Genomic DNA, 18,986 nt, shown 5'->3' on the forward strand with positions numbered 1-18,986 from the left:
GTAAGATAATGAAAAAACTACTTACAAGTGCTGCTGCATTGATGGTGGCGACAGCAGCCCATGCGGCGGATGAGGTGAAGTTGCAATTGCAATGGGTCACGCAGGCGCAATTTGCGGGGTATTACGTGGCGCTGGACAAAGGGTTCTATGAGGAAGAAGATCTTGATGTGACCATCTTGCCCGGTGGCCCGGATATTGCGCCCCCTCAAGTGCTGGCAGGGGGCGGAGCTGACGTAATGCTCAACTGGATGCCGTCCGCCTTGGCTGCGCGCGAGAAAGGCCTACCGGTGGTCAATATCGCACAGCCCTTCAAGACATCGGGCCTGATGCTGACGTGCTGGAAAGATACGGGCATCACGTCCCCGCAGGATTTCAAAGGCAAGACCATTGGCGTTTGGTTTTTTGGCAATGAATATCCGTTCCTGAGCTGGATGAGCCAGGAAGGTATTTCGACGGATGGTGGCGAAGATGGTGTGACTGTTCTTAAGCAAGGCTTCAATGTTGACCCGCTTTTGCAACGCCAGGCGGATTGCATTTCGACCATGACTTACAATGAATACGGTCAGGTTCTTGATGCTGGTGTGTCCGAGGATGAGCTGATCACGTTCAAATATGAAGATCAGGGAGTGGCTACACTGGAAGATGGTATCTACGCGCTGGAAGAGAACCTTGAAGATCCTGCGTTCAAGGACAAGATGGTCCGTTTCGTGCGCGCCTCGATGAAGGGCTGGAAATATGCCGAAGCCAATCCGGATGAGGCCGCTGATATCGTGTTGGAAAACGACGAGTCCGGTGCGCAGACGGAAGCACATCAAAAGCGTATGATGGGTGAAATTGCGAAGCTGACAGCGGGCTCCAACGGGGCACTGGACGAGGCTGATTTCAAACGCACGGTGGAAACATTGCTGGCCGGTGGCTCTGATCCGGTGATCACCAAAGAGCCCACAGGCGCGTGGACATCAGACATCACGGATGCGGCGCTGAACTGAGGCATCTCCTGATCCTCCCCCGGTCTGGGGGAGGGCCAGCTTTTGTTTCAACATTTGGTCTGAGGCTAATTCAGCAATGTTAGCTCTGATCCTATGGAATGGACGTTAGATCATACAGTTAATTCGCCTGCCGGAAGCCTTGCTTTCGGGTCAGCAGGTTCTGGGCCACCTCTAGTACTCGCCCATGGTTGGCCTTGGTCATCCTACGCGTGGCACCGTGTAATCCCAAGGCTTGCGGAGAGGTTTACGGTTCATTGGTATGACATGCCGGGCTATGGACGATCGGCGATGAGCGAGGGCCAGCGCACTGGTCTTGATGTTCAAGGTGAAATTTTCGCGTTTATGCTCGATCATTTGGGACTGGATCGGCCATCAATTGTGGCCCACGATTTTGGTGGCGCGACCACGCTGCGCGCGCATCTATTGCATGGCTGTCAATATGATCGCTACGTTCTAATGAACGTGGTTGCCATGCGGCCCTGGGGGTCGGACTTCTTCGATCATGTAGGACGGCACGTGGAAGCATTCACAGGTCTGCCGCCGCACATCCACGAAGCTCTAGTGCGCGCATACATCCAGGGTGCGCTTGTAAATGATCTCCACTCGGCGGATCTGGAAGCATTGGTTGAACCATGGTTGTCAGAAGCGGGTCGCGGTAGCTTTTACCGGCAGTTTGCCCAAGCCGACGAAGGTTTTACAGCCGAGGTTGAGCCAATGTTTGGTGACTTGCGTTGCCCTACGCTGATACTTTGGGGTGAGGACGACCCTTGGATTCCTCTTGAACGTGGGCGGGCGCTGCATGAAGCGATGCAGGACGCGGAGTTCAAAACGCTACCGCACGTCGGGCATTTGCCACAATTGGAAGCGCCTGATGCAGTCCTCAATCAAATACTGCAGTTCTTGAACCGGTAAGACGTTTGGCCGGGCAAGTTGATGAGGTATGCAAAACGAAAGCAGACCTTCATCTAGGGCGCAGCGAAAGCTCACTTCGCCCCGACACACACCTGAACGTGAGCGGGCAGGGGCATTGCGTCGCGCCTGTCTGCCTTGACCTTTCCCCGGTTTCAACGCCATGTAAGGTGGTGAGCGTTTCAAAGGCTTTTGGATACATAGATGATCCCTGAACTTGGACAATTTGCCCTTGCACTGGCGTTGCTGACAGCGTGCATCCAAAGCGTGCTGCCGATGCTGGGGGCTGCGCGGGGCAATCTTGTCTGGATGCGCAGTGCTGCGGCGACATCGGCTTTGCAATTCCTGCTGGTCGCATTTGCCTTCGGGGCGCTGATGTGGGCCTATGTGGTCAGCGATTTCACCGTGCTGAATGTCGTCAACAACTCCAATTCGCTGAAACCGATGATCTACAAGGTGGCAGGCACATGGGGCAATCACGAGGGATCGTTGCTACTGTGGGTGCTGATCCTAGCGATGTTCGGGGCGGGTGTCGCGTTTTTCGGGGCCAATATCCCGCACGCGCTAAAGGCACGCACGCTGAGCGTGCAGGCGTGGATCAGTGTCGGGTTTCTCAGCTTCATGATCTTCACCTCAAACCCATTTGAACGGGTCTTTCCGCCGCCCCTTGATGGTAATGATCTGAACCCACTGTTGCAGGATATCGGGCTCGCTATCCATCCGCCGCTTTTGTATTTCGGCTATGTGGGCTTTTCTATCGTGTTCTCCTTCGCGGTTGCCGCGCTGATCGAGGGCAGGGTGGACCCGGCCTGGGCGCGATGGGTCCGGCCCTGGACGCTGGCTGCGTGGGTTTCGCTGACGGGTGGTATCGCTTTGGGCAGTTGGTGGGCCTATTATGAGCTGGGCTGGGGCGGCTGGTGGTTCTGGGATCCGGTAGAAAACGTGTCCTTCATGCCGTGGCTTTTGGGAACTGCGCTTTTACATTCCGCCATCGTGACCGAGAAACGTGACACGTTCAAAAGCTGGACGATCCTGTTGGCGATCCTGACGTTCTCGCTGTCACTTCTGGGGACGTTCATTGTGCGATCCGGCCTGCTGACATCCGTACACGCCTTCGCGGTGGACCCGGAACGGGGGATGTATATTCTTGGGCTTCTTTTCGTGTCTATTGGCGGCTCTTTAACCCTGTTTGCCGTGCGGGCACCTGCAATGGAAGGTGGCGGGCTCTTTGCGCCCATCTCGCGCGAGGCGGGGTTGTTGATCAACAACCTTCTGCTGGCCACGGCTACGGCCACGGTGCTGTTTGGCACGCTTTACCCGCTATTTCTGGAAGGGGTCACGGGCGAAAAGATCTCGGTCGGCCCGCCTTTTTTCAACGCAAGTTTTATCCCCATCTCACTCCTCTTGGGTGTTGTAATGGCGGTTGGCCCGTTCCTGAGCTGGAAACGTGCCGATCTGCCGGGTGTGCTAAGCCGGATGAAGCTGATCCTGGGGCTGTGCGTCGTCTCGGCGCTGGTCACGTGGTACATGCAAACCGGTGGCCCGGTCTTGGCCGTGCTGAGCATGGGAATTGCGATCTGGCTGCTATTGGCCAGCGTTCAGGAATGGGCGCGCCGGGTCAAACTGCTGCAATCCGGTGCATGGGGCCGCATTCGCCGCCAGCCACGTGCGTCTCATGGGATGACGGTCGCTCATATCGGGCTTGCGGTTGTGATGATGGGGGCCATCGGGGCCAGCGCGTGGAAACAAGAAGCCATCACCTTTGCCGAACCAGGCACCGAACTGTCGTTGGCGGGCTTCGATCTGACATTCGAGGGGATCGAGCGCACCCGTGGTCCGAACTACATCGCACAGATTGCGACCCTGACCGTGACACGCGACGGTGCACCCGCCACCGTGCTGCGCCCGGAACGGCGAACCTATCCGGTGGCAGGCTCTACCACGACGGAAAGTGCCATTCGTCAGACTTTAGCGGGCGATCTCTATGTCTCTATCGCAGAGCCGGCTTCGGAAGTGGCTGCGGGCAAATGGGTGCTGCGGATCATCTATGAGCCTTTGGTGAATTTCCTGTGGATCGGCTCGTTTTTGATGGTGTTGGGGGGATGCCTGTCGCTAAGTGACCGCCGTCTGCGGGTTGGCGCGCCGCGCAAGGTGCGCGCCCCGGTTGCGGCAACCCCGGCGGAGTGATCTGAATGAAACGATTTTTCTTTATCCTGCCACTTTTTGTGGCGATTGTGATTGGTGGCTTTGCATTCTGGGGGCTGACGGGGGGCGCGATCCGTCGTCGATCCCGTCTGTTCTGGTCTCTCAGCAGGTGCCGGATTTCGATCTGGGCCCGATCGAGGGGCTAGAGACACCGGGCCTTAGTCAGGATGATTTGATAAATGCCGGAGAGCTGACATTGGTAAATGTCTTTGCCTCCTGGTGCGGCCCGTGCCGCGCGGAACACCCCATTTTGACGCGCATGGCTGAGGGGCAGGGGCTGAAACTTGTCGGCATTAACTACAGGGACAAGCCTGCGGATGCTGTCGAATGGCTGGACGAGCTGGGCAATCCTTATAACCGTATCGGCTCGGACGAAACCGGGCGGGCGGGTATCGAATGGGGGGTCACGGGCGTGCCTGAGACATTTGTCATCGACGCAAATGGAACCGTCGTCTACCGTGAAGCAGGCCCGGTTGTGGGCGACGGTCTGAGCCGCCTGCAAAACGCCATTGATGCTGCAAAGGCAGACGGATGAGACGTGCGGCCCTGATCCTGTGCGCCTGCCTTATGGCGCTGCCGCTTTGGGCGGTGGAACCGGATGAAGTGCTTGATGACCCGGTGCTGGAGGCGCGGGCGCGGGCGATCTCGGCCAATGTACGCTGTGTGGTGTGCCAGAACGAGGCGATTGACAGCTCGCATGCCAGTGTGGCCCGCGATCTGCGCATACTTGTGCGCGAACGGCTTGTCGCGGGTGATACGGATCAGGAAGTCTATGACTTCCTTGTGGCCCGGTATGGTGAATTTGTGCTGTTCAAACCGCCGTGGAAGCCATCAACCTATGCTTTATGGATCGGGCCGGGGCTGATCATGGTGCTGGGCGGCATCGCTGTCGTGGTGGGTCTGACTGCCCGATCCAGACGTTTGCAGACCGAGGATAAGATCTTGTCGCCCGAGGAAGAAGCCGCTTTGAAAGCGCTGATGCAGGATCAGACGAAAGGCGGGCAGGGATGATTTTCTGGGTTCTTGGTGGCGGGTTGGCGCTTGTGTCGGCTCTGCTGGTGCTCTGGCCGTTGATCCGTCGCGGGCATGACATGTTGGATCGTGCTGATAGTGCGCTGGCGATTTTCACGGATCAATTGGCCGAGGTGGACCGTGATGAAGCACGCGGCCTGATTTCGGGTGGCGAGGCGCAGGCAGCGCGTACAGAAATCAAGCGCCGGATGCTGGCTGCAGACCGGGATCGTGGCGCAGGGGCTGCGTCTTCTGCCAGTGGCGGTTGGTTGTTGGTTGCGTTGGCCGCCGCTTTGCCGCTTGGGGGCGCTGTGCTTTATAACTTTACCGGCGCGCCAGGCACCCCAAGCCTGCCCTTCGCAGAACGTACCGATGAGCAGCAAAGCGCGACCGAACTGGCGCAGTTGACAACACGTTTGCGCAGCCGTCTGGAAGAGGATGAGGCTGGCGGCCCCACCGAAGGGTGGGAGCTTCTGGCGACGACTTATATGAACATGAACCGCTACCGGGATGCGGCCTATGCGTTCTCGAATATTGTCGAGCGGGACGATGCGACCTCGGCCACATGGTCGCAATATGCCGAGGCGCTGATTGCGTCAGAAAATGGCGTGGTCACAAAAGCGGCCCAGGCTGCCATTGATGCATCGCTTGAGCTGGACCCGACCAACCCGGCAGGGACATATTACAACGCCGTTGCGATGCAGCAGGCAGGACAAACCGCAGCAGCGCGTCAGCTTTTGCTGGACCGCATTGGGTCCGAGACAGCACCTGCGCCATGGATGGATGTCTTCCTGCGTGAAGCAAATCGCATGGGGGCGGGGCTGGGTATTGATCCGGTCGGATTGCCGGACTTCCCCGATGCCCCGCGCGGCCCAAGCGCCGAAGATCTTGACGCGGCACGCGAGATGTCACCGGAAGAACAGCAGGATTTCATCCGCTCCATGGTGGGTGGGCTTGCGGCGCGTCTGGAAGAAAACCCGGACGATCTGCAAGGTTGGTTGCAACTGGCACGGTCTTACATGGTTTTGGGCGAGCCCGACAAAGCCCGCGCGGCCTTTGATAGCGCCAAGCCGCTGGCGGACGCTTTGCCGGAAACCGATCCCATGCGTCGCGCGGTAGAACAGGGTCTGAAAGAACTGTCGGGCGGGTAAACCTAGCCTTGCCAGCATAAGGAGGCGTTAGTCATGTACTGCCGTTTTGGGGAAGTCGTCGAGACTGCGACTTAGCCTCCAGCGTTCTCCAAAGCCTCAAGCACGCTGCCTTGGGTCAGGATTTCAGGCAAGGCGATGCCCTCTGGCGCATCGGGGCCGTAGACGATGTTGAAGGGGATGCCAAAGCGGCCATTGGATTGCAGGTAGAACAGGATGTCATCGTCGGGGCGCGTCCAGTCGGCCTGCATTTTAACAATTGCATCGCCATCAAGGGCTGTGCGCACCACGTCGCGGTCCAGCACAAGTGTCTTGTTGGTTTTGCAGGTCAAACACCAGTCGGCGGTGACATCCACAAAGACAGTCTGGCCCTGATCTACATAATGTGCGATCATGTCTTCCTCGAAACGCATCCAGTTTGAGGTAAGTTGTGTTTGCTGCACAGCTGGGGGGCTGATGACCAGAGGCGTCAGTGCGGCGGCACCGATTGCAGCAGCGATGAGGGCGCGGCGCAAAGACGGTACAGCCTTCATGGAAAGCAGTATGACCGCCAAGGCCAGAAGACCTGCCACACTACCGGCGGTTATTGGGCCTGCAACACCGGACAAGACCCAGAATAGCCATAGTGCTGTCAGGGCCAGCAATCCTCCAAGGGCCAGTTTGACCAGCACCATCCAGCGCCCCGGTTTCGGCAGGGCCTTGATCAACGCAGGCTGTGCTGCGACCAACAGATACGGTAGCCCAAGCCCAAGCCCAAGGGCCGAGAAGATTAGCACAATGTCCAAAGCGCTGCCCGCAAGGGCAAAGGTCACAGCGGTGCCTAGGAACGGGGCAGAGCAGGGCGTTGCCAGCACAGCCGCCAAAGCCCCTGTCCCGAAATCCCCCAACAAGCCCGGTTGCCCGTCCGCATTTGCCAGCTTCGTGTTCCAGCTTGCGGGCAGGGTGATCTCGAACAGGCCCAGCATATTGGCGGCAAAAAGGACCAGAACGGTCAACATCACCGACAGAAACAGCGGGCTCTGGAATTGCAGGCCCCATCCCACGGCGCCGCCGCTCAGCCGGATGCCAATCAGGATTGCCGCCAGCACCCACATAAATGCCATAACGCCAAGGGCGGACATGGCAAAACCTGCGCGCACCCGCGCCGGGCTGTGATCGCGTGCCTTCAGGGCCGAGGCAAATTTGATCGACAGGACCGGCAGAACACAAGGCATGACATTCAGGATGATACCTCCAAGAAACGCGATGAAGATAATCCACAGCAGTCCGTGTGCAGCACTTGCTATGTTGGCCGCGGGAAGCTCTGCCCCCAGCTGCGGTGTGAACTCAGCGGCGCGTGTGCCATCGGTAATCGTCAGGGCCAGGGCAGGCAAAGGGTCTTCCAATGCCAGAATGGGCAGGGTGGCGGTGACATTTCGCCCGTCCGGGCTGATGTCAAACGCTGGCGCATCGAAAGCAGAGCCAAGCCCCAGATCCGGGAAAACCGATGGGTCGGTGATGGGTGTGTCGCTTTGGAATGCGACGGTCAGGGCTGTTTGCGCTTCGTCAATTGCGGCGCCCGTCAGCATCAGCCCAGAGGCCGCGCCATCATCCGGGACCTGCGTGACAGCCTCGGCAATTAGCGCGGCAGCGTCCGTGTCAATGTCAATGTCATTGCCCGCCGGGATCGTCAGGGCCAGATCGAAGCTTTCCGGTATGCATATTTCCTCGCAGACCAGAATTGATACTGCTGCGTTCAGGGTCGCGGGCTCGCCAGGGCGCTCAAGCATCACTTTCAACGGGAATGTGATCTGCTTTTCATAGCCGTAATTTTCTATATCGAAAGCGCGAAAGCGCTTGGGGGCTGGCCAGAGGAATTCCACATCCAATAGGTTGTCCGAGCCATCCCATATGATTTCTGCAGGAAAGCCGACCTCGCCAGGGGATTTCCAGTAGGTCTTCCAGCCATCCTCAAGGTCCAGATGCAGCCCGGCTGAAATCGCCTGCGCCCCGTCGCGTACCCCGTCTTCGGCTGTGATCAGGCGCGCTGTGATGCTCTGACTGTCATAAGCGTCAGAACTTGCAGCCTGCGCCATGCCGCTGGCAAGGCCCGTCAGCAAGATTATCACTGCGCCAAGCAATTTCACAAGTCTGGTCATGTACACTCCGGGGTTCTTTGATGCTCAGTTGCACACCCCCATTCACAGGGTCAAATAAGATCGGCGTGAACGCAAGGGTTGGTGCGGCATTTCACCTCTCTGTGATAGGGGACAGTTTGACATTCCAGTGATAGTGCCTCAGAGTCAGACCCGTGTTTTCCCGTTAGGACGGAGCCTTTAGATGACCCGCCTCTTCTTCGCGCTTTTGTGCAGTGCTGCCTTGCTTATACCAGTTTTTGCTGCAGCAGATGAGATCGACGAGGCCAGAATGAAGGAATTGGTGCTCGAAGCGATCCGCGAAAATCCGGAAATCGTGATGGAAGCGGTCGCAATCATACAGGCCCGTGAGGAAGAAGCGCAGCAGCAAGCAGCGCAGGTCGCGCTTGCTGAAAACCGTGACCTGCTGGAAAATGACCCCAACGCTTATGTCATGGGCAACCCCAATGGTGATGTGACTGTGGTGGAATTCTTCGACTATAATTGTGGCTTCTGCCGCCGTGTGTTCGCAGATGTCAAAGCCATGATCGACGAAGACCCGAATGTGCGCGTCGTGATGCGCGAATGGCCAATTCTGGGGGAAGAATCCGTCTTTGCGGCCCGCGCTGCTTTGGCTGCCCGCGAACAGGGGAAATATGCTGAATTCCACGATGCGCTGATGCAAAACCGCGGCCGCGCGAATGAAGCATCCGTGATGGAAGTGGCAGAAACCCTTGGTCTGGATACTGAAAAACTGCGCTTTGATATGGATGCGGACAAGGTGACTGCCCATATCCAGACAAGTCATCAATTAAGCCAGAACCTTGGGATCACCGGCACGCCGGGTTTCGTCTTTGGCGAAACGCTTGTCCCCGGACTGATTGAGCTGGCTGCAATGAAAGACCTTTTGTCCGAGGCCCGTAGCGCCAGCAACTGAGCTTTCGGCCTGAATACATCCTGGCGGTTGATCTGTCCTAATTTCGGATAAACGAGACGCGGCGGTTGAGGCTCCGCCCTATATCGGTTGTGTTGTCTGCAATCGGGTTGGTCTCGCCCTTGCCACCTGTCAGCAGTTTCACGTCAACATCATGCTCAAGCAACAGCGTATTCATCACAGTTTGTGCCCGCGCATTTGACAGCGCGAAATTATCTGCATCTGACCCAACGCTATCAGTATGTCCCTCAATCAGAATGCGCATATCGTCATCAAACATGAAAAGTGCTTCTGCCACTTGTTCAACTTGTTTGTATCCCTTTCCGGTCAGATCCGCAGAGCCGGAATCGAACAGTATCGATACATTGATGGTGACGCCGGGTTGCTCAAATGCTTTCTCAAGGGCTTTGGTTTCAAATTCACTTCCCATAGAAACCGAGCCGTCCGTTTCGACCCGCATTCCGGGCATGACGACACCCCCATCTGCGCCAACTTTTATGTCGCCTAAACTGACATTTCCGCTTGCCCCGGCAGAAATATCCCCATCAATCGTGACGTTGCCCTCTGCATCGGTCGTGATGCCACCCAGATCCACGTCACCATCCCCGGTGGCAGACAACCCGCCAATTGAAACATCGCCATCATCTGTGACAACAATTTGGGCAAAGCTAGAGGAAGCCGACAATACAAGCATTGTGGCAAGCGTCAGAGAGTATGTATTCATTTTGATTTAACCTTTAGAAACGGCCTGATTTTTATTATTATCGCCAGACGATTGACTGATATTGCCCAAACTTAAACGATCAGGCAAGTTTTTTGCCAAATGCTTTGGGTGCGTCTTTGCCTGACGTGGCGATGCGCCCGCCTTCAGCCGACCGCTTTTCGGTAAAGGTGCCATGTCCCATGGCCCAAAACTGGTAATACGACCACCAGACCCAGCAAAAGCGGTAGCGTTCCAATAAACAGCAACGCAGCCACTATAAAGCCCCAGGCTGCCATCGTTACGGGATTGCATTTTGCGACCTGCACCGACGTCATGACGGCAACAGGCAGACCGACCCGGCGCTCAAGCAATAGCGGGAACGAGAACGCGCTACTGGCCAGCACCATGGCCGCAAAGACAAAGCCAACCGCTGTTCCCGCAAGGATCAGCGTCCAGCCGGCTGGTGTCGTCAAGATATCGCTGATGAAGGCGGTTGTTGAGGTCGGGGCCTCTGGCCCGAGAGTAAGTACGTAGATCAGATTTGCAGCCATGATCCACACGACAAAAAGCGCGATATGCATTAGGCCCAACACAGCAATTGCGCCGAACCGCGGCGCGCGCCAGACGTCAAAGACTGCTGACCAGTTTGCTGCAACGCCCTGCTCACGTCTGCGGCTCATCTCATAAAGGCCAACAGCAGCGAAGGGGCCAACAAGGGCAAACCCGGCGAGAATGGGGAACATCAGTTGCAGCAGATTACCCTGAATGGCGAGCACCGCGAGGCAGAGACCCACCAGCGGATAGACCAGACAGAGGAAGATCACATCCGTCCGAAGCGCCGCGAAATCGGCAAACCCCTTGCGCAGAGCGTCGCCAATATCGGCCAGTCCGATCTGTCATACCTCTGGCATTGCCACGGCCTTCGGGCTCGACATCCGGTCTGATACAGAAGAGATATGTGAAGATCCTGACGCAAGTACACGGGCTGCCCAGGACATGGGGTTTCCAATTGTCTTAGCCATCATTCGTCCTCCTGATTTTCATCAGCCTGACGGTTGAAGCCACCTCAACGGAGGTACATGCGAAGCTTCGTAGCTGCATTTCACCGTCAGTGATATCTGAAGTATAGCATATTACTGACTGTTCCGCTGACACATGGTCGTGAGGCACGCACTGGCGACCTTCAACAATGGCTGCGCGCGAGAAGTTGCCTCAGCCTCATAAATGGCGACTTGCGCCTCGCAACGAGGTCTTGCAACATAAAGACACGCGGAATATTTTATTTTCCACAGAGGAAGTCCCTCACCAAAGCCGTGCGATACGACAAGCGCAGGTATAAACATCGCAACCGCATTGAGATCATGTTCGGCAGGCTGAAAGACTGGCGGCGCATCGCAACCCGCTACGACCGCTGCCCCAAGGTCTTCTTCTCTGCAATCGCTCTCGCAGCTACCGTCATTTACTGGTTATGAGTCCCAGCCCTAGGATGCGTTTGAGGTGTGCGAAGAGCATCTCCACCTTCTTGCGTCGTCTCTGCACCGTCTGATTGTATTCGGAAGCAACGCAGTTGCGTGCGAAGTCCCGAACAACTTTGTAGTTCTCGCGGCGGATAGGCGGGTGTCCGTGTTGGGGCAGCATTTGGCTTTTGACGGGCAGTTCCGACAATCGGATTTGAGCGCGCCGTAGTTCTTCGCTTTCAAGCCCGACGTTTTCGCTGCGCGGAAGGCGAAGGGCAGCTTTCCCGATTTCGGGTCAGTTGATGACGCGAAGGTCAAAGCTATCTGATATCTGACGCCATTGCAGCATCGCTAATAATTTAAAGCTGCTCCAAATATGCCCTTAGCCAGGTCTGTAAATGCGTGACTGCCTTGGGGTGCTCCAGAAATTCGGCGATAGGCATCATTTTCCAGTATTGCCCTTCATCGCCAAATTCTATGGCTTGGATTTCAGCGTCTGTAATCTTGGCCGCCATGAAGTAGCCGGTTTTTCCCGGTGACGACGGGCTGGGGTAGTTTTGGGTGTATAGGATACGCTCTGGCGTCAGGCGCAGGCCGAATTCTTCAAAAGTTTCGCGCAAGGCGCAGTCTAAGGGGCTTTCGTCGCCTTCATGACCGCCGCCTGCAAAATCCCACTGGCCGGGGTAAGGGATATTGGGGATGTCATCACGTAAATACGTCACAAGCCTATCGTCCGATAGAAGTGCAAGTTTTGCACCGGAAATCTGGCTCATGCCTTCAGACGTGCCGCCCGTCCGCCGCGCCGTTTGCGGAAGCTGTCAGCGCGTGCAGGAAGCTCTGCCACAAGCGCAGCCCGGTCCTCGTTGCTCATCCGGCCCCATGCGGCGATCTCGTCGATTGTGCGCAAGCAGCCTGTGCAAATCCGTTCCGACGGGTGGACCACACAAATTTTCACGCAAGGGGATCTCGACCTCATCGCGTGCCCAAAGATCATCTGCCATCGCTCTGCCTTATATGTTTTAACCTGTCCAATGCCCCTTGCAGGATAAACCCTGCTGCCACATGATCTATCACCTCAGCACGGCGTTTTCGAGACGTATCCGCCTCCAAAAGGGCACGTTCTGCGGCGACGGTGGACAGGCGCTCATCCCAGAAAATAATCGGTATCTCGGTCAGTCGCGCCAGATTGCGCGCGAAGGCACGTGTAGACTGCGCCCGTGGCCCCTCGCTGCCATCCATGTTGAGGGGCAGGCCCAGCACGATCCCCCCGACTGAGCGGTTTTCGGCAATTGCCAGCAAGGCTGCCGCATCAACACTGAACTTCTTGCGTTTTATAGTTTCCAGCGGTGTTGCAACCGAAAGCATCAGGTCTGATACGGCCACGCCCAAAGTGGCCGTGCCAAGGTCAAGTCCGACCAGCGCCTTCATCGGCTCAAGCGCATCTGAAAACGCTGTCATGTCGTCAAAAATTTCGCCCAAAGGCCACCTGCATTTCTTTGGATCAGATACCCATGCTGACGCGGCAAAGTCCACCATCCCTGACGAATTATCGCAGGTAGCCCTACTGGCATGTCGCAAGCTGCAGGTTTAATGTCGCGCGGGGTGGCACGTAAAACTGCACTGTGACGCAAAACCATCACAGTGCAACCCGCATCGGGATATCAGAGTATGAGACGCTATTCAGCCTTTGCCATCGCCAGAGAAGCCGCCCGATATCATCAAGGATGGGAACGTGCGTGGCGTGCGCCTGACCCCAAGAAGAAATATGACGCCATTATTATCGGTGCAGGCGGGCACGGGTTGGCTACGGCGTTTTATCTGGGCAAAAACCACGGCATCAAAAACGTGGCCATTCTTGAGAAAGGTTGGCTTGGCGGCGGTAATACAGGGCGCAACACGACAATTATACGGTCTAACTACCTGCAAGATCCGTCTGCTGCGATCTATGAGAAAGCGCGCAGCCTGTATGAGACAATGTCACAGGATCTCAACTACAACGTCATGTTCAGCCCGCGCGGCGTGATCATGCTGGCCCAGACCCATCATGAGGTGCGCGGGTATCAGCGCACGGCCCATGCCAATGCCTTGCAGGGTGTGAAGACCGAATGGATCGACGCCAGCCGCGTCAAAGAGCTTTGCCCGATCATGAATATCGCCGGCCCGCGCTATCCGGTGCTGGGCGGTCTTTGGCAAGCGCGCGGCGGCACAGCGCGCCATGATGCGGTGGCCTGGGGCTATGCGCGCGCTTGTTCAGACATGGGTATGGATGTCATTCAACAATGCGAAGTGACTGCCGTTCGCCGCGATGGTGACAAGGTGGTGGGTGTCAGCACCAGCAAGGGCGATATCGACTGTGATAAGCTCGGCATTGTTGTTGCAGGCCATTCGGGGCATTTAGCCGATATGGCGGGCTTTCGTTTGCCGATTGAAAGCGTGGCTTTGCAAGCGCTTGTTTCAGAACCAATCAAACCCTGCATGGATGTGGTCGTTATGGCCAATACGGTCCACGGATATATGTCTCAATCCGATAAGGGCGAAATGGTCATTGGTGGCGGCACGGATGGTTATAATAACTACACCCAACGCGGGTCGTTCCAGCATATCGAGGAGACCGTGCGTGCGCTGATCGAGACCTTCCCGATGCTCTCACGTCTCAAGATGCTGCGCCAATGGGGCGGTATTGTGGATGTGACGGGCGACCGCTCTCCGATCCTGTCCAAGACACCTGTTGAGGGCGTGTTTATCAATTGTGGCTGGGGGACAGGCGGGTTTAAAGCGATCCCCGGATCTGGTTATGGGTTTGCCGAACTTATGGCCAAGGGTCATTCGCCCCTGACCGACGCCTTCGGGTTGGAGCGGTTTCAGGAAGGCCGCTTCATTGACGAATCCGTTGCTGCAGGAGTGGCCCATTGATGATTTTGACACACTCATATTCCTCTTTTTCCAATAATGAGACCATAGGTGCCATGACCTTTAAAACGGCAGTCTCCCGCTCAAGCTACAGACATGTTCCGGCTTCTCCCCGCCCAAAAACAATGGTTTCGTTACCAAATATTGCGTCTGATCACGTGAATGATTTGATGAGTCTCATAGAAACGGAGGTAACTTCATGTCCGAATATAACAGCGCAAACGATGAAGGCATCGGAACTACCGGCTTGGTGGTTGCAGCGGTGCTTATTGGTCTGTTCATCCTACTTCTTGCCATGCTTGGCGGCGGTGTGGGCGGCGATGGTACATCCCCGCCTGAACGTGTCGCACCAGAAGCAGCGGCGCCTGCCATTGATCCTGCGGCGGACCCAGCAGCAGGCACGCAGGCTCCGACGGAATGACCTGAAAAGCTGGCGGGCTGCTTCCCTCGGCGCGCCATCTGTCCATCTTCCCCAAGACGGCATCCGCTTCCATGCGGGTGTCGTTTTGCATTTTTTCCAACCGTCCCGCTATTCCGCTTTCTGCCCTGTAGCAGTGAGCGCTGATCTTGAAGGGGCGCTGTCATGCTGATCTTGCAGTGTCCTTATTGCGGTGTCGATGGTGAGGAAACAGAATTCCACGCTGGCGGTCAGGCACATCTGAAGCGTGAAACCATAGGGTCCGATGATGCCGCGTTTGAAGATTACCTCTTCATGCGCAACAACCCCAAAGGCGTGCATTTTGAGCGCTGGCGCCACGCCAACGGGTGCGGCAAGTGGTTCCATGCGGCGCGATGTACAACCACCTTGGAGATTTTCGGGACCTATTCCGCGCAGACGACGCAACCCCCGCAGGAAATTTGCGACAAAATTGCTGCCAAACGGCCTGGCTGGACACTGGAAAGCTGGAAAGGGTCGGCTTCATGAGCACACGTCTTTCGCAGGGCGGTCGGTTCCTCAACCGCGCAAAGCAAGTGAAATTTCAGTTCAACGGCCGGCATCTGCGCGGCTATGAAGGGGATACACTGGCCTCGGCGCTTTTGGCGAATGATCAGATGCTCATGGGCCGTTCGTTCAAATATCACCGCCCCCGCGGCGTCATTGCAAGCGGCGCGGAAGAACCGAACGCGTTGTTTAACCTTGGCAAAGGTGGTCGGTTTGAACCCAATGCGCGCGGCACAACAACTGAATTGTTTGATGGGCTCACTGCAGAAAGCCAGAACCATTGGCCATCGTTGAACTATGATGTTGGCGCAGTGAATAATCTTGCTGCGCGCTTCATGCCTGCTGGTTTCTATTACAAGACTTTCATGGCTCCGGCCCCTGCGTGGAAACATGTCTTTGAACCGTTTATCCGCAAAGCTGCTGGTTTGGGTCGCGCGCCAAAGGATCGTGATACGGACAGGTATGAGCATTTTTATACTTTTGCCGACCTGCTGATTATTGGTGGCGGTATTGCCGGTCTTCAGGCTGCATGCGTTGCCGGGCGGGCCGGGGCCAAGGTCCTGTTGGTCGAGCAAACCGCCCATTGGGGCGGTCGTGCGCCGGTAGATAATGCCCAGATTGATGGAAAGCCTGCGGAAGACTGGATTAACAGCGCCCTGCAAGAACTTGAAAAGATGTCAAATGTTCAGATCAGAACACGCCTTATGGGTGCTGGCATCTATGATCATGGTTACGCGCTGGGCTATGAACGTCTGACCGACCATGCCCCTGCGTTGGATCTGCCGCGCCACCGCCTCTGGCGTATTCGCGCTAAGCAAATCCTGACCTGCACTGGTGCGATTGAGCGGCCTCTGAGCTTTGCGGGAAATGATATTCCCGGTGTTATGCTTGCATCTGCGGTGCGGGATTATGCCGTGAATTACGGCGTATCATCGGGGGATCGGACTGTCATTGTTACCAACAATGATGATGCCTACCAGACGGCGATTACATTGAAAGAGGTGGGCTTAGAGGTGCCGATGATCGTCGATGCACGCCCCCATGGCGGCGGTGCTTTGGCAGAGCAGGCGCGTGCCCTGGGCATTCGGATTGAAAACGGCAAGGCCGTTGCGCTGGTCAACGGGTCAAAACGTGTCACTGGGGTTGAGATCAGCCCGCAAGCCGGTGAAGGCAAGACACTGCGATTGATCCCTTGTGATGCAGTGGCCATGTCCGGCGGCTGGTCGCCAGTGGTGCATTTGTGGTCCCATTGCGGTGGCAAGCTGATCTGGGACGACGCGCATGCCCATTTCCGTCCTGATCCCGACCGTGCGCCAAAAGGGGCAGACGGGCTGCCTTTCGTGGCCGTTGCGGGTGCTGCAAATGGGGTTATGCAAACAAATGCAGTGCTGGAAGATGCGGATAAGGCGGCGAAAACCATAGCAAAACGCCTTGGTCTGAAATCTGCAAGGAAAGCGGCGCCCGTGGGCACGGATACGCCGCAAGCGCCCATGGCCCCGGTTTGGAAAATGCCGCAAGGTGCGGGCTACAAGCTGCGCTCAAAGATGTGGCTTGATTTTCAGAACGATGTGAAGGTTTCAGACGTTCAACTTGCCGCGCAAGAAGGGTTCGAAAGCGTTGAGCACACCAAGCGCTACACTACGCTTGGGATGGCCACCGATCAAGGTAAGTTGAGCAATATTAACGGTCTTGCCGTTCTTGCTGATAGTCTTGGCTCGGAAATCCCACAGGTCGGCACGACCACGTTCCGGCCGCCTTATACACCGATTTCGATGGGGGCGATTGCTGGCGAGGCGCGGGCTGATATTTTCCAGCCGCTTGAGAAGACCCCGCTGCATGAGTGGCACGCGCAGAACGGTGCATATTGGGAGCCGGTCGGTCATTGGCGACGCCCTTATTGCTTCCAGAAATCAGACGAAAACGTGAATCAAGCCGTTGCGCGCGAAGTCACGGCCGTGCGGACCAGCCTTGGCTTGCTGGATGCCTCGACACTTGGCAAGATCATCGTCAAGGGGCCCGATGCAGGCAAGTTCCTTGATATGCTTTACACAAATATGATGAGCACATTGCCCATTGGAAAATGCCGCTATGGCTTGATGTGTACCGAAAACGGCTTTTTGACTGATGATGGCGTTGTTGCGCGGATGAGCGATGATACGTGGCTCTGCCACACCACGACGGGTGGGGCATCGCGCATCCATGGGCATATGGAAGAATGGCTGCAAACCGAATGGTGGGATTGGCAAGTCTACACCGCCAATGTGACAGAGCAATTTGGCCAGATCGCTGTTGTTGGGCCGAATGCACGGAAAGTTCTGGAAAAATTGGGCGGTATGGATGTCTCGAAAGAGACCTTGCCTTTCATGCAATGGGCCGAAGGGCAGATTGCCGGGTTTGATACGCGGGTCTTCCGTATCTCTTTCTCTGGCGAGCTCAGTTATGAGATCGCCGTGCCCGCCAGCCAAACCCGCGCCTTCTGGGATGTGCTAATAGAGGCCGGGCAGGAATTTGACGTGACCCCCTATGGTACCGAGGCGCTACACATCCTGCGCGCCGAGAAAGGGTTCATCATGATCGGCGATGAAACGGACGGTACCGTCATCCCGCAAGACCTTGGCCTTGGCTGGGCGATTTCGAAGAAGAAGGACGACTACCTTGGCAAGCGCGCGCAAGAGCGGTCGCATATGGCTGACCCGAACCGCTGGAAACTTGTGGGGCTGGAAACGCTGGACGGATCAGTTTTGCCTGATGGTGCTTATGCTGTAGCAGACGGAACCAACGCAAACGGCCAGCGCGAAACCCAAGGGCGCGTAACATCAACCTATCATTCACCGACGCTTGGCAAAGGCATCGCCATGGGGCTTGTTTTGCATGGCCCTGACCGGATGGGCGAAGTGCTGGACTTCCCGAAAGTCGATGGCACTGTTATCAAAGCCAAGATCGTTTCTCCGGTGTTCTACGACCCAGATGGGGAGAAGCAAAATGTCTAGTGTCAGCGCACTTCAGGGGGCAAGCTTTGAAGGCTTCGCCAAGGTCACAGAAATGGGCCTGCGTGGCATGATCACACTGCGGGGTGATCTGGCTTCGGCGAAAGTCAAGAAAGCTGTCGCCAGCGTCACAGATGTTGGCTTCCCCGACCAACGGGCATGTAACTGCGCCGGTGAGCATGGTATCGCATGGATGAGCCCGGATGAGTTGCTGATCATGACGCCTTACGCGCAGGCCGAGGCCAGCGCGGCAAAGATTGCGAAGGTTTTGGCCAAGGAACATGCGCTGGTTGTCAATGTCTCTGATGCCCGCGCAGCATTCCAGATCACCGGCCCACGGACCTGCGAAGTTATCGCCAAACTCGCCCCCGTGGATATGTCACCAGACACCTTCCCGGAAGGTCAGATCCGCCGCACACGATTGGCCCAAACCCCGGCTGCGTTCTGGATGCGCGATAAAGAAACGATTGAACTGATCTGCTTCCGCTCTGTGGCCGAATATGTATTCAACGCGCTCAGCCTGTCCGCAAAAGAGGGCAGTGAGGTGGGGTATTATTAAAGGGTTTGCCCGCACGCAGCAGGTATCTGTTCTGTAATTCGGTTTGATTATGAAACCAATCCCTCAAATTGAGCGTTCATCATCTGAGCTCTTGACGCTACGCCCTGTAGCGCTCAG

At 56.5% G+C, this 18,986-nt stretch carries 19 protein-coding genes and 1 pseudogene; 14 read left to right on the forward strand and 6 right to left on the reverse strand.

Annotation, left to right across the window (positions count from 1 at the left end; all coding sequences use genetic code 11):
* The first annotated feature begins 8 nt into the window (after window positions 1-8).
* The 6 genes from ACZ1HF_RS02245 (at window position 9) to ccmI (ending at window position 6,265) form a co-directional block, all read left to right on the forward strand.
* Complete coding sequence (locus ACZ1HF_RS02245) at window positions 9-989, forward strand: ABC transporter substrate-binding protein (RefSeq protein ID WP_472655981.1); 981 nt, start codon at window positions 9-11, stop codon at window positions 987-989.
* Between the two features lie 93 nt (window positions 990-1,082).
* Window positions 1,083-1,901, forward strand: a complete 819-nt coding sequence (locus ACZ1HF_RS02250; RefSeq protein ID WP_472655982.1) for an alpha/beta fold hydrolase — start codon at window positions 1,083-1,085, stop codon at window positions 1,899-1,901.
* A 201-nt stretch (window positions 1,902-2,102) separates the two neighbouring features.
* Window positions 2,103-4,085: a heme lyase CcmF/NrfE family subunit gene (locus ACZ1HF_RS02255; RefSeq protein ID WP_472655983.1), complete on the forward strand. Its 1,983-nt coding sequence runs from the start codon at window positions 2,103-2,105 to the stop codon at window positions 4,083-4,085.
* Window positions 4,063-4,638 carry a DsbE family thiol:disulfide interchange protein gene (locus ACZ1HF_RS02260; RefSeq protein ID WP_472655984.1) on the forward strand — a complete coding sequence of 192 codons (576 nt, stop codon included), beginning with the start codon at window positions 4,063-4,065 and terminating at the stop codon, window positions 4,636-4,638. The genes ACZ1HF_RS02255 and ACZ1HF_RS02260 overlap by 23 nt, the downstream gene beginning before the upstream one ends.
* Window positions 4,635-5,114: a cytochrome c-type biogenesis protein gene (locus ACZ1HF_RS02265; protein WP_472655985.1), complete on the forward strand. Its 480-nt coding sequence runs from the start codon at window positions 4,635-4,637 to the stop codon at window positions 5,112-5,114. The genes ACZ1HF_RS02260 and ACZ1HF_RS02265 overlap by 4 nt, the downstream gene beginning before the upstream one ends.
* Window positions 5,111-6,265 (forward strand): c-type cytochrome biogenesis protein CcmI, encoded by a 1,155-nt coding sequence (gene ccmI / locus ACZ1HF_RS02270; protein WP_472655986.1) that lies wholly within the window; start codon window positions 5,111-5,113, stop codon window positions 6,263-6,265. Before ACZ1HF_RS02265 ends, ccmI begins: the two co-directional genes overlap by 4 nt.
* A 71-nt stretch (window positions 6,266-6,336) precedes the next feature.
* Here the strand turns inward: ccmI and ACZ1HF_RS02275 are convergent, their stop codons facing one another.
* On the reverse strand, window positions 6,337-8,400 hold the full coding sequence (locus ACZ1HF_RS02275) for a protein-disulfide reductase DsbD family protein (RefSeq protein WP_472655987.1): 2,064 nt from the start codon (window positions 8,398-8,400) through the stop codon (window positions 6,337-6,339).
* 181 nt (window positions 8,401-8,581) lie between these two features.
* Here ACZ1HF_RS02275 and ACZ1HF_RS02280 point away from each other — a divergent pair, with 181 nt between their 5' ends.
* Window positions 8,582-9,313 (forward strand): DsbA family protein, encoded by a 732-nt coding sequence (locus tag ACZ1HF_RS02280; RefSeq protein ID WP_472655988.1) that lies wholly within the window; start codon window positions 8,582-8,584, stop codon window positions 9,311-9,313.
* Between the two features lie 37 nt (window positions 9,314-9,350).
* On the opposite strand, the gene ACZ1HF_RS02285 is transcribed toward ACZ1HF_RS02280, so the two are convergent.
* Together ACZ1HF_RS02285 and ACZ1HF_RS02290 are read right to left on the reverse strand one after the other, a co-directional pair.
* A complete protein-coding gene (locus ACZ1HF_RS02285) occupies window positions 9,351-10,034 on the reverse strand; it encodes an OmpA family protein (RefSeq protein WP_472655989.1) in 684 nt (227 codons plus the stop codon).
* Between the two features lie 143 nt (window positions 10,035-10,177).
* The gene (locus ACZ1HF_RS02290) at window positions 10,178-10,756 is read right to left on the reverse strand and encodes a DUF2189 domain-containing protein (RefSeq protein WP_472655990.1); all 579 of its coding nucleotides are present in this window, start codon (window positions 10,754-10,756) and stop codon (window positions 10,178-10,180) included.
* A gap of 3 nt (window positions 10,757-10,759) precedes the next feature.
* Here ACZ1HF_RS02290 and ACZ1HF_RS02295 point away from each other — a divergent pair, with 3 nt between their 5' ends.
* Together ACZ1HF_RS02295 and ACZ1HF_RS02300 are read left to right on the forward strand one after the other, a co-directional pair.
* Complete coding sequence (locus tag ACZ1HF_RS02295; protein ID WP_472655991.1) at window positions 10,760-10,957, forward strand: hypothetical protein; 198 nt, start codon at window positions 10,760-10,762, stop codon at window positions 10,955-10,957.
* Between the two features lie 342 nt (window positions 10,958-11,299).
* Window positions 11,300-11,485 (forward strand): annotated as a pseudogene (locus tag ACZ1HF_RS02300) (transposase); the annotation flags it as partial.
* Window positions 11,486-11,829: 344 nt separating this feature from the next.
* Here ACZ1HF_RS02300 and ACZ1HF_RS02305 read toward each other — a convergent pair.
* The 3 genes from ACZ1HF_RS02305 to ruvX are packed head-to-tail and all read right to left on the reverse strand — an operon-like array spanning window position 11,830 to window position 12,928.
* Window positions 11,830-12,243, reverse strand: coding sequence for an NUDIX hydrolase (locus tag ACZ1HF_RS02305; RefSeq protein WP_472655992.1), 414 nt, complete (start codon window positions 12,241-12,243; stop codon window positions 11,830-11,832).
* Entirely contained in the window at window positions 12,240-12,413 is a 174-nt protein-coding gene (locus ACZ1HF_RS02310) for a DUF1289 domain-containing protein (RefSeq protein WP_472655993.1), read from the reverse strand. The genes ACZ1HF_RS02305 and ACZ1HF_RS02310 overlap by 4 nt, the downstream gene beginning before the upstream one ends.
* Window positions 12,414-12,460: 47 nt before the next feature.
* Window positions 12,461-12,928 (reverse strand): Holliday junction resolvase RuvX, encoded by a 468-nt coding sequence (gene ruvX, locus ACZ1HF_RS02315; RefSeq protein ID WP_472658960.1) that lies wholly within the window; start codon window positions 12,926-12,928, stop codon window positions 12,461-12,463.
* A 210-nt stretch (window positions 12,929-13,138) separates the two neighbouring features.
* Here ruvX and ACZ1HF_RS02320 point away from each other — a divergent pair, with 210 nt between their 5' ends.
* From ACZ1HF_RS02320 to ACZ1HF_RS02340, 5 genes are all read left to right on the forward strand, one after another.
* Window positions 13,139-14,383 carry a sarcosine oxidase subunit beta family protein gene (locus tag ACZ1HF_RS02320; protein ID WP_472655994.1) on the forward strand — a complete coding sequence of 415 codons (1,245 nt, stop codon included), beginning with the start codon at window positions 13,139-13,141 and terminating at the stop codon, window positions 14,381-14,383.
* A 196-nt stretch (window positions 14,384-14,579) separates the two neighbouring features.
* On the forward strand, window positions 14,580-14,801 hold the full coding sequence (locus tag ACZ1HF_RS02325) for a hypothetical protein (RefSeq protein ID WP_472655995.1): 222 nt from the start codon (window positions 14,580-14,582) through the stop codon (window positions 14,799-14,801).
* 162 nt (window positions 14,802-14,963) lie between these two features.
* On the forward strand, window positions 14,964-15,305 hold the full coding sequence (locus ACZ1HF_RS02330; protein ID WP_472655996.1) for a sarcosine oxidase subunit delta: 342 nt from the start codon (window positions 14,964-14,966) through the stop codon (window positions 15,303-15,305).
* Window positions 15,302-18,313, forward strand: a complete 3,012-nt coding sequence (locus ACZ1HF_RS02335) for a sarcosine oxidase subunit alpha family protein (protein WP_472655997.1) — start codon at window positions 15,302-15,304, stop codon at window positions 18,311-18,313. The genes ACZ1HF_RS02330 and ACZ1HF_RS02335 overlap by 4 nt, the downstream gene beginning before the upstream one ends.
* The gene (locus ACZ1HF_RS02340; protein ID WP_472655998.1) at window positions 18,306-18,869 is read left to right on the forward strand and encodes a sarcosine oxidase subunit gamma; all 564 of its coding nucleotides are present in this window, start codon (window positions 18,306-18,308) and stop codon (window positions 18,867-18,869) included. Before ACZ1HF_RS02335 ends, ACZ1HF_RS02340 begins: the two co-directional genes overlap by 8 nt.
* The last annotated feature ends 117 nt before the right edge of the window (window positions 18,870-18,986 follow it).

The organism is Litoreibacter sp. GN1-5 (assembly GCF_055693805.1).

What these genes read in the sequence shown, in the direction of transcription:
- ACZ1HF_RS02265 (WP_472655985.1), top strand. Translation starts at nt 4,635, where the DNA reads ATGAGACGTGCGGCCCTGATCCTGTGCGCCTGCCTTATGGCGCTGCCG.
- ACZ1HF_RS02275 (WP_472655987.1), bottom strand. Translation starts at nt 8,400, where the DNA reads ATGACCAGACTTGTGAAATTGCTTGGCGCAGTGATAATCTTGCTGACG.
- ACZ1HF_RS02285 (WP_472655989.1), bottom strand. Translation starts at nt 10,034, where the DNA reads ATGAATACATACTCTCTGACGCTTGCCACAATGCTTGTATTGTCGGCT.
- ACZ1HF_RS02330 (WP_472655996.1), top strand. Translation starts at nt 14,964, where the DNA reads ATGCTGATCTTGCAGTGTCCTTATTGCGGTGTCGATGGTGAGGAAACA.
- ACZ1HF_RS02245 (WP_472655981.1), top strand. Translation starts at nt 9, where the DNA reads ATGAAAAAACTACTTACAAGTGCTGCTGCATTGATGGTGGCGACAGCA.
- ACZ1HF_RS02255 (WP_472655983.1), top strand. Translation starts at nt 2,103, where the DNA reads ATGATCCCTGAACTTGGACAATTTGCCCTTGCACTGGCGTTGCTGACA.
- ACZ1HF_RS02305 (WP_472655992.1), bottom strand. Translation starts at nt 12,243, where the DNA reads ATGAGCCAGATTTCCGGTGCAAAACTTGCACTTCTATCGGACGATAGG.
- ACZ1HF_RS02340 (WP_472655998.1), top strand. Translation starts at nt 18,306, where the DNA reads ATGTCTAGTGTCAGCGCACTTCAGGGGGCAAGCTTTGAAGGCTTCGCC.
- ACZ1HF_RS02335 (WP_472655997.1), top strand. Translation starts at nt 15,302, where the DNA reads ATGAGCACACGTCTTTCGCAGGGCGGTCGGTTCCTCAACCGCGCAAAG.
- ACZ1HF_RS02320 (WP_472655994.1), top strand. Translation starts at nt 13,139, where the DNA reads ATGAGACGCTATTCAGCCTTTGCCATCGCCAGAGAAGCCGCCCGATAT.
- ACZ1HF_RS02280 (WP_472655988.1), top strand. Translation starts at nt 8,582, where the DNA reads ATGACCCGCCTCTTCTTCGCGCTTTTGTGCAGTGCTGCCTTGCTTATA.
- ruvX (WP_472658960.1), bottom strand. Translation starts at nt 12,928, where the DNA reads ATGACAGCGTTTTCAGATGCGCTTGAGCCGATGAAGGCGCTGGTCGGA.
- ACZ1HF_RS02325 (WP_472655995.1), top strand. Translation starts at nt 14,580, where the DNA reads ATGTCCGAATATAACAGCGCAAACGATGAAGGCATCGGAACTACCGGC.
- ACZ1HF_RS02290 (WP_472655990.1), bottom strand. Translation starts at nt 10,756, where the DNA reads ATGTTCCCCATTCTCGCCGGGTTTGCCCTTGTTGGCCCCTTCGCTGCT.
- ACZ1HF_RS02250 (WP_472655982.1), top strand. Translation starts at nt 1,083, where the DNA reads ATGGAATGGACGTTAGATCATACAGTTAATTCGCCTGCCGGAAGCCTT.
- ccmI (WP_472655986.1), top strand. Translation starts at nt 5,111, where the DNA reads ATGATTTTCTGGGTTCTTGGTGGCGGGTTGGCGCTTGTGTCGGCTCTG.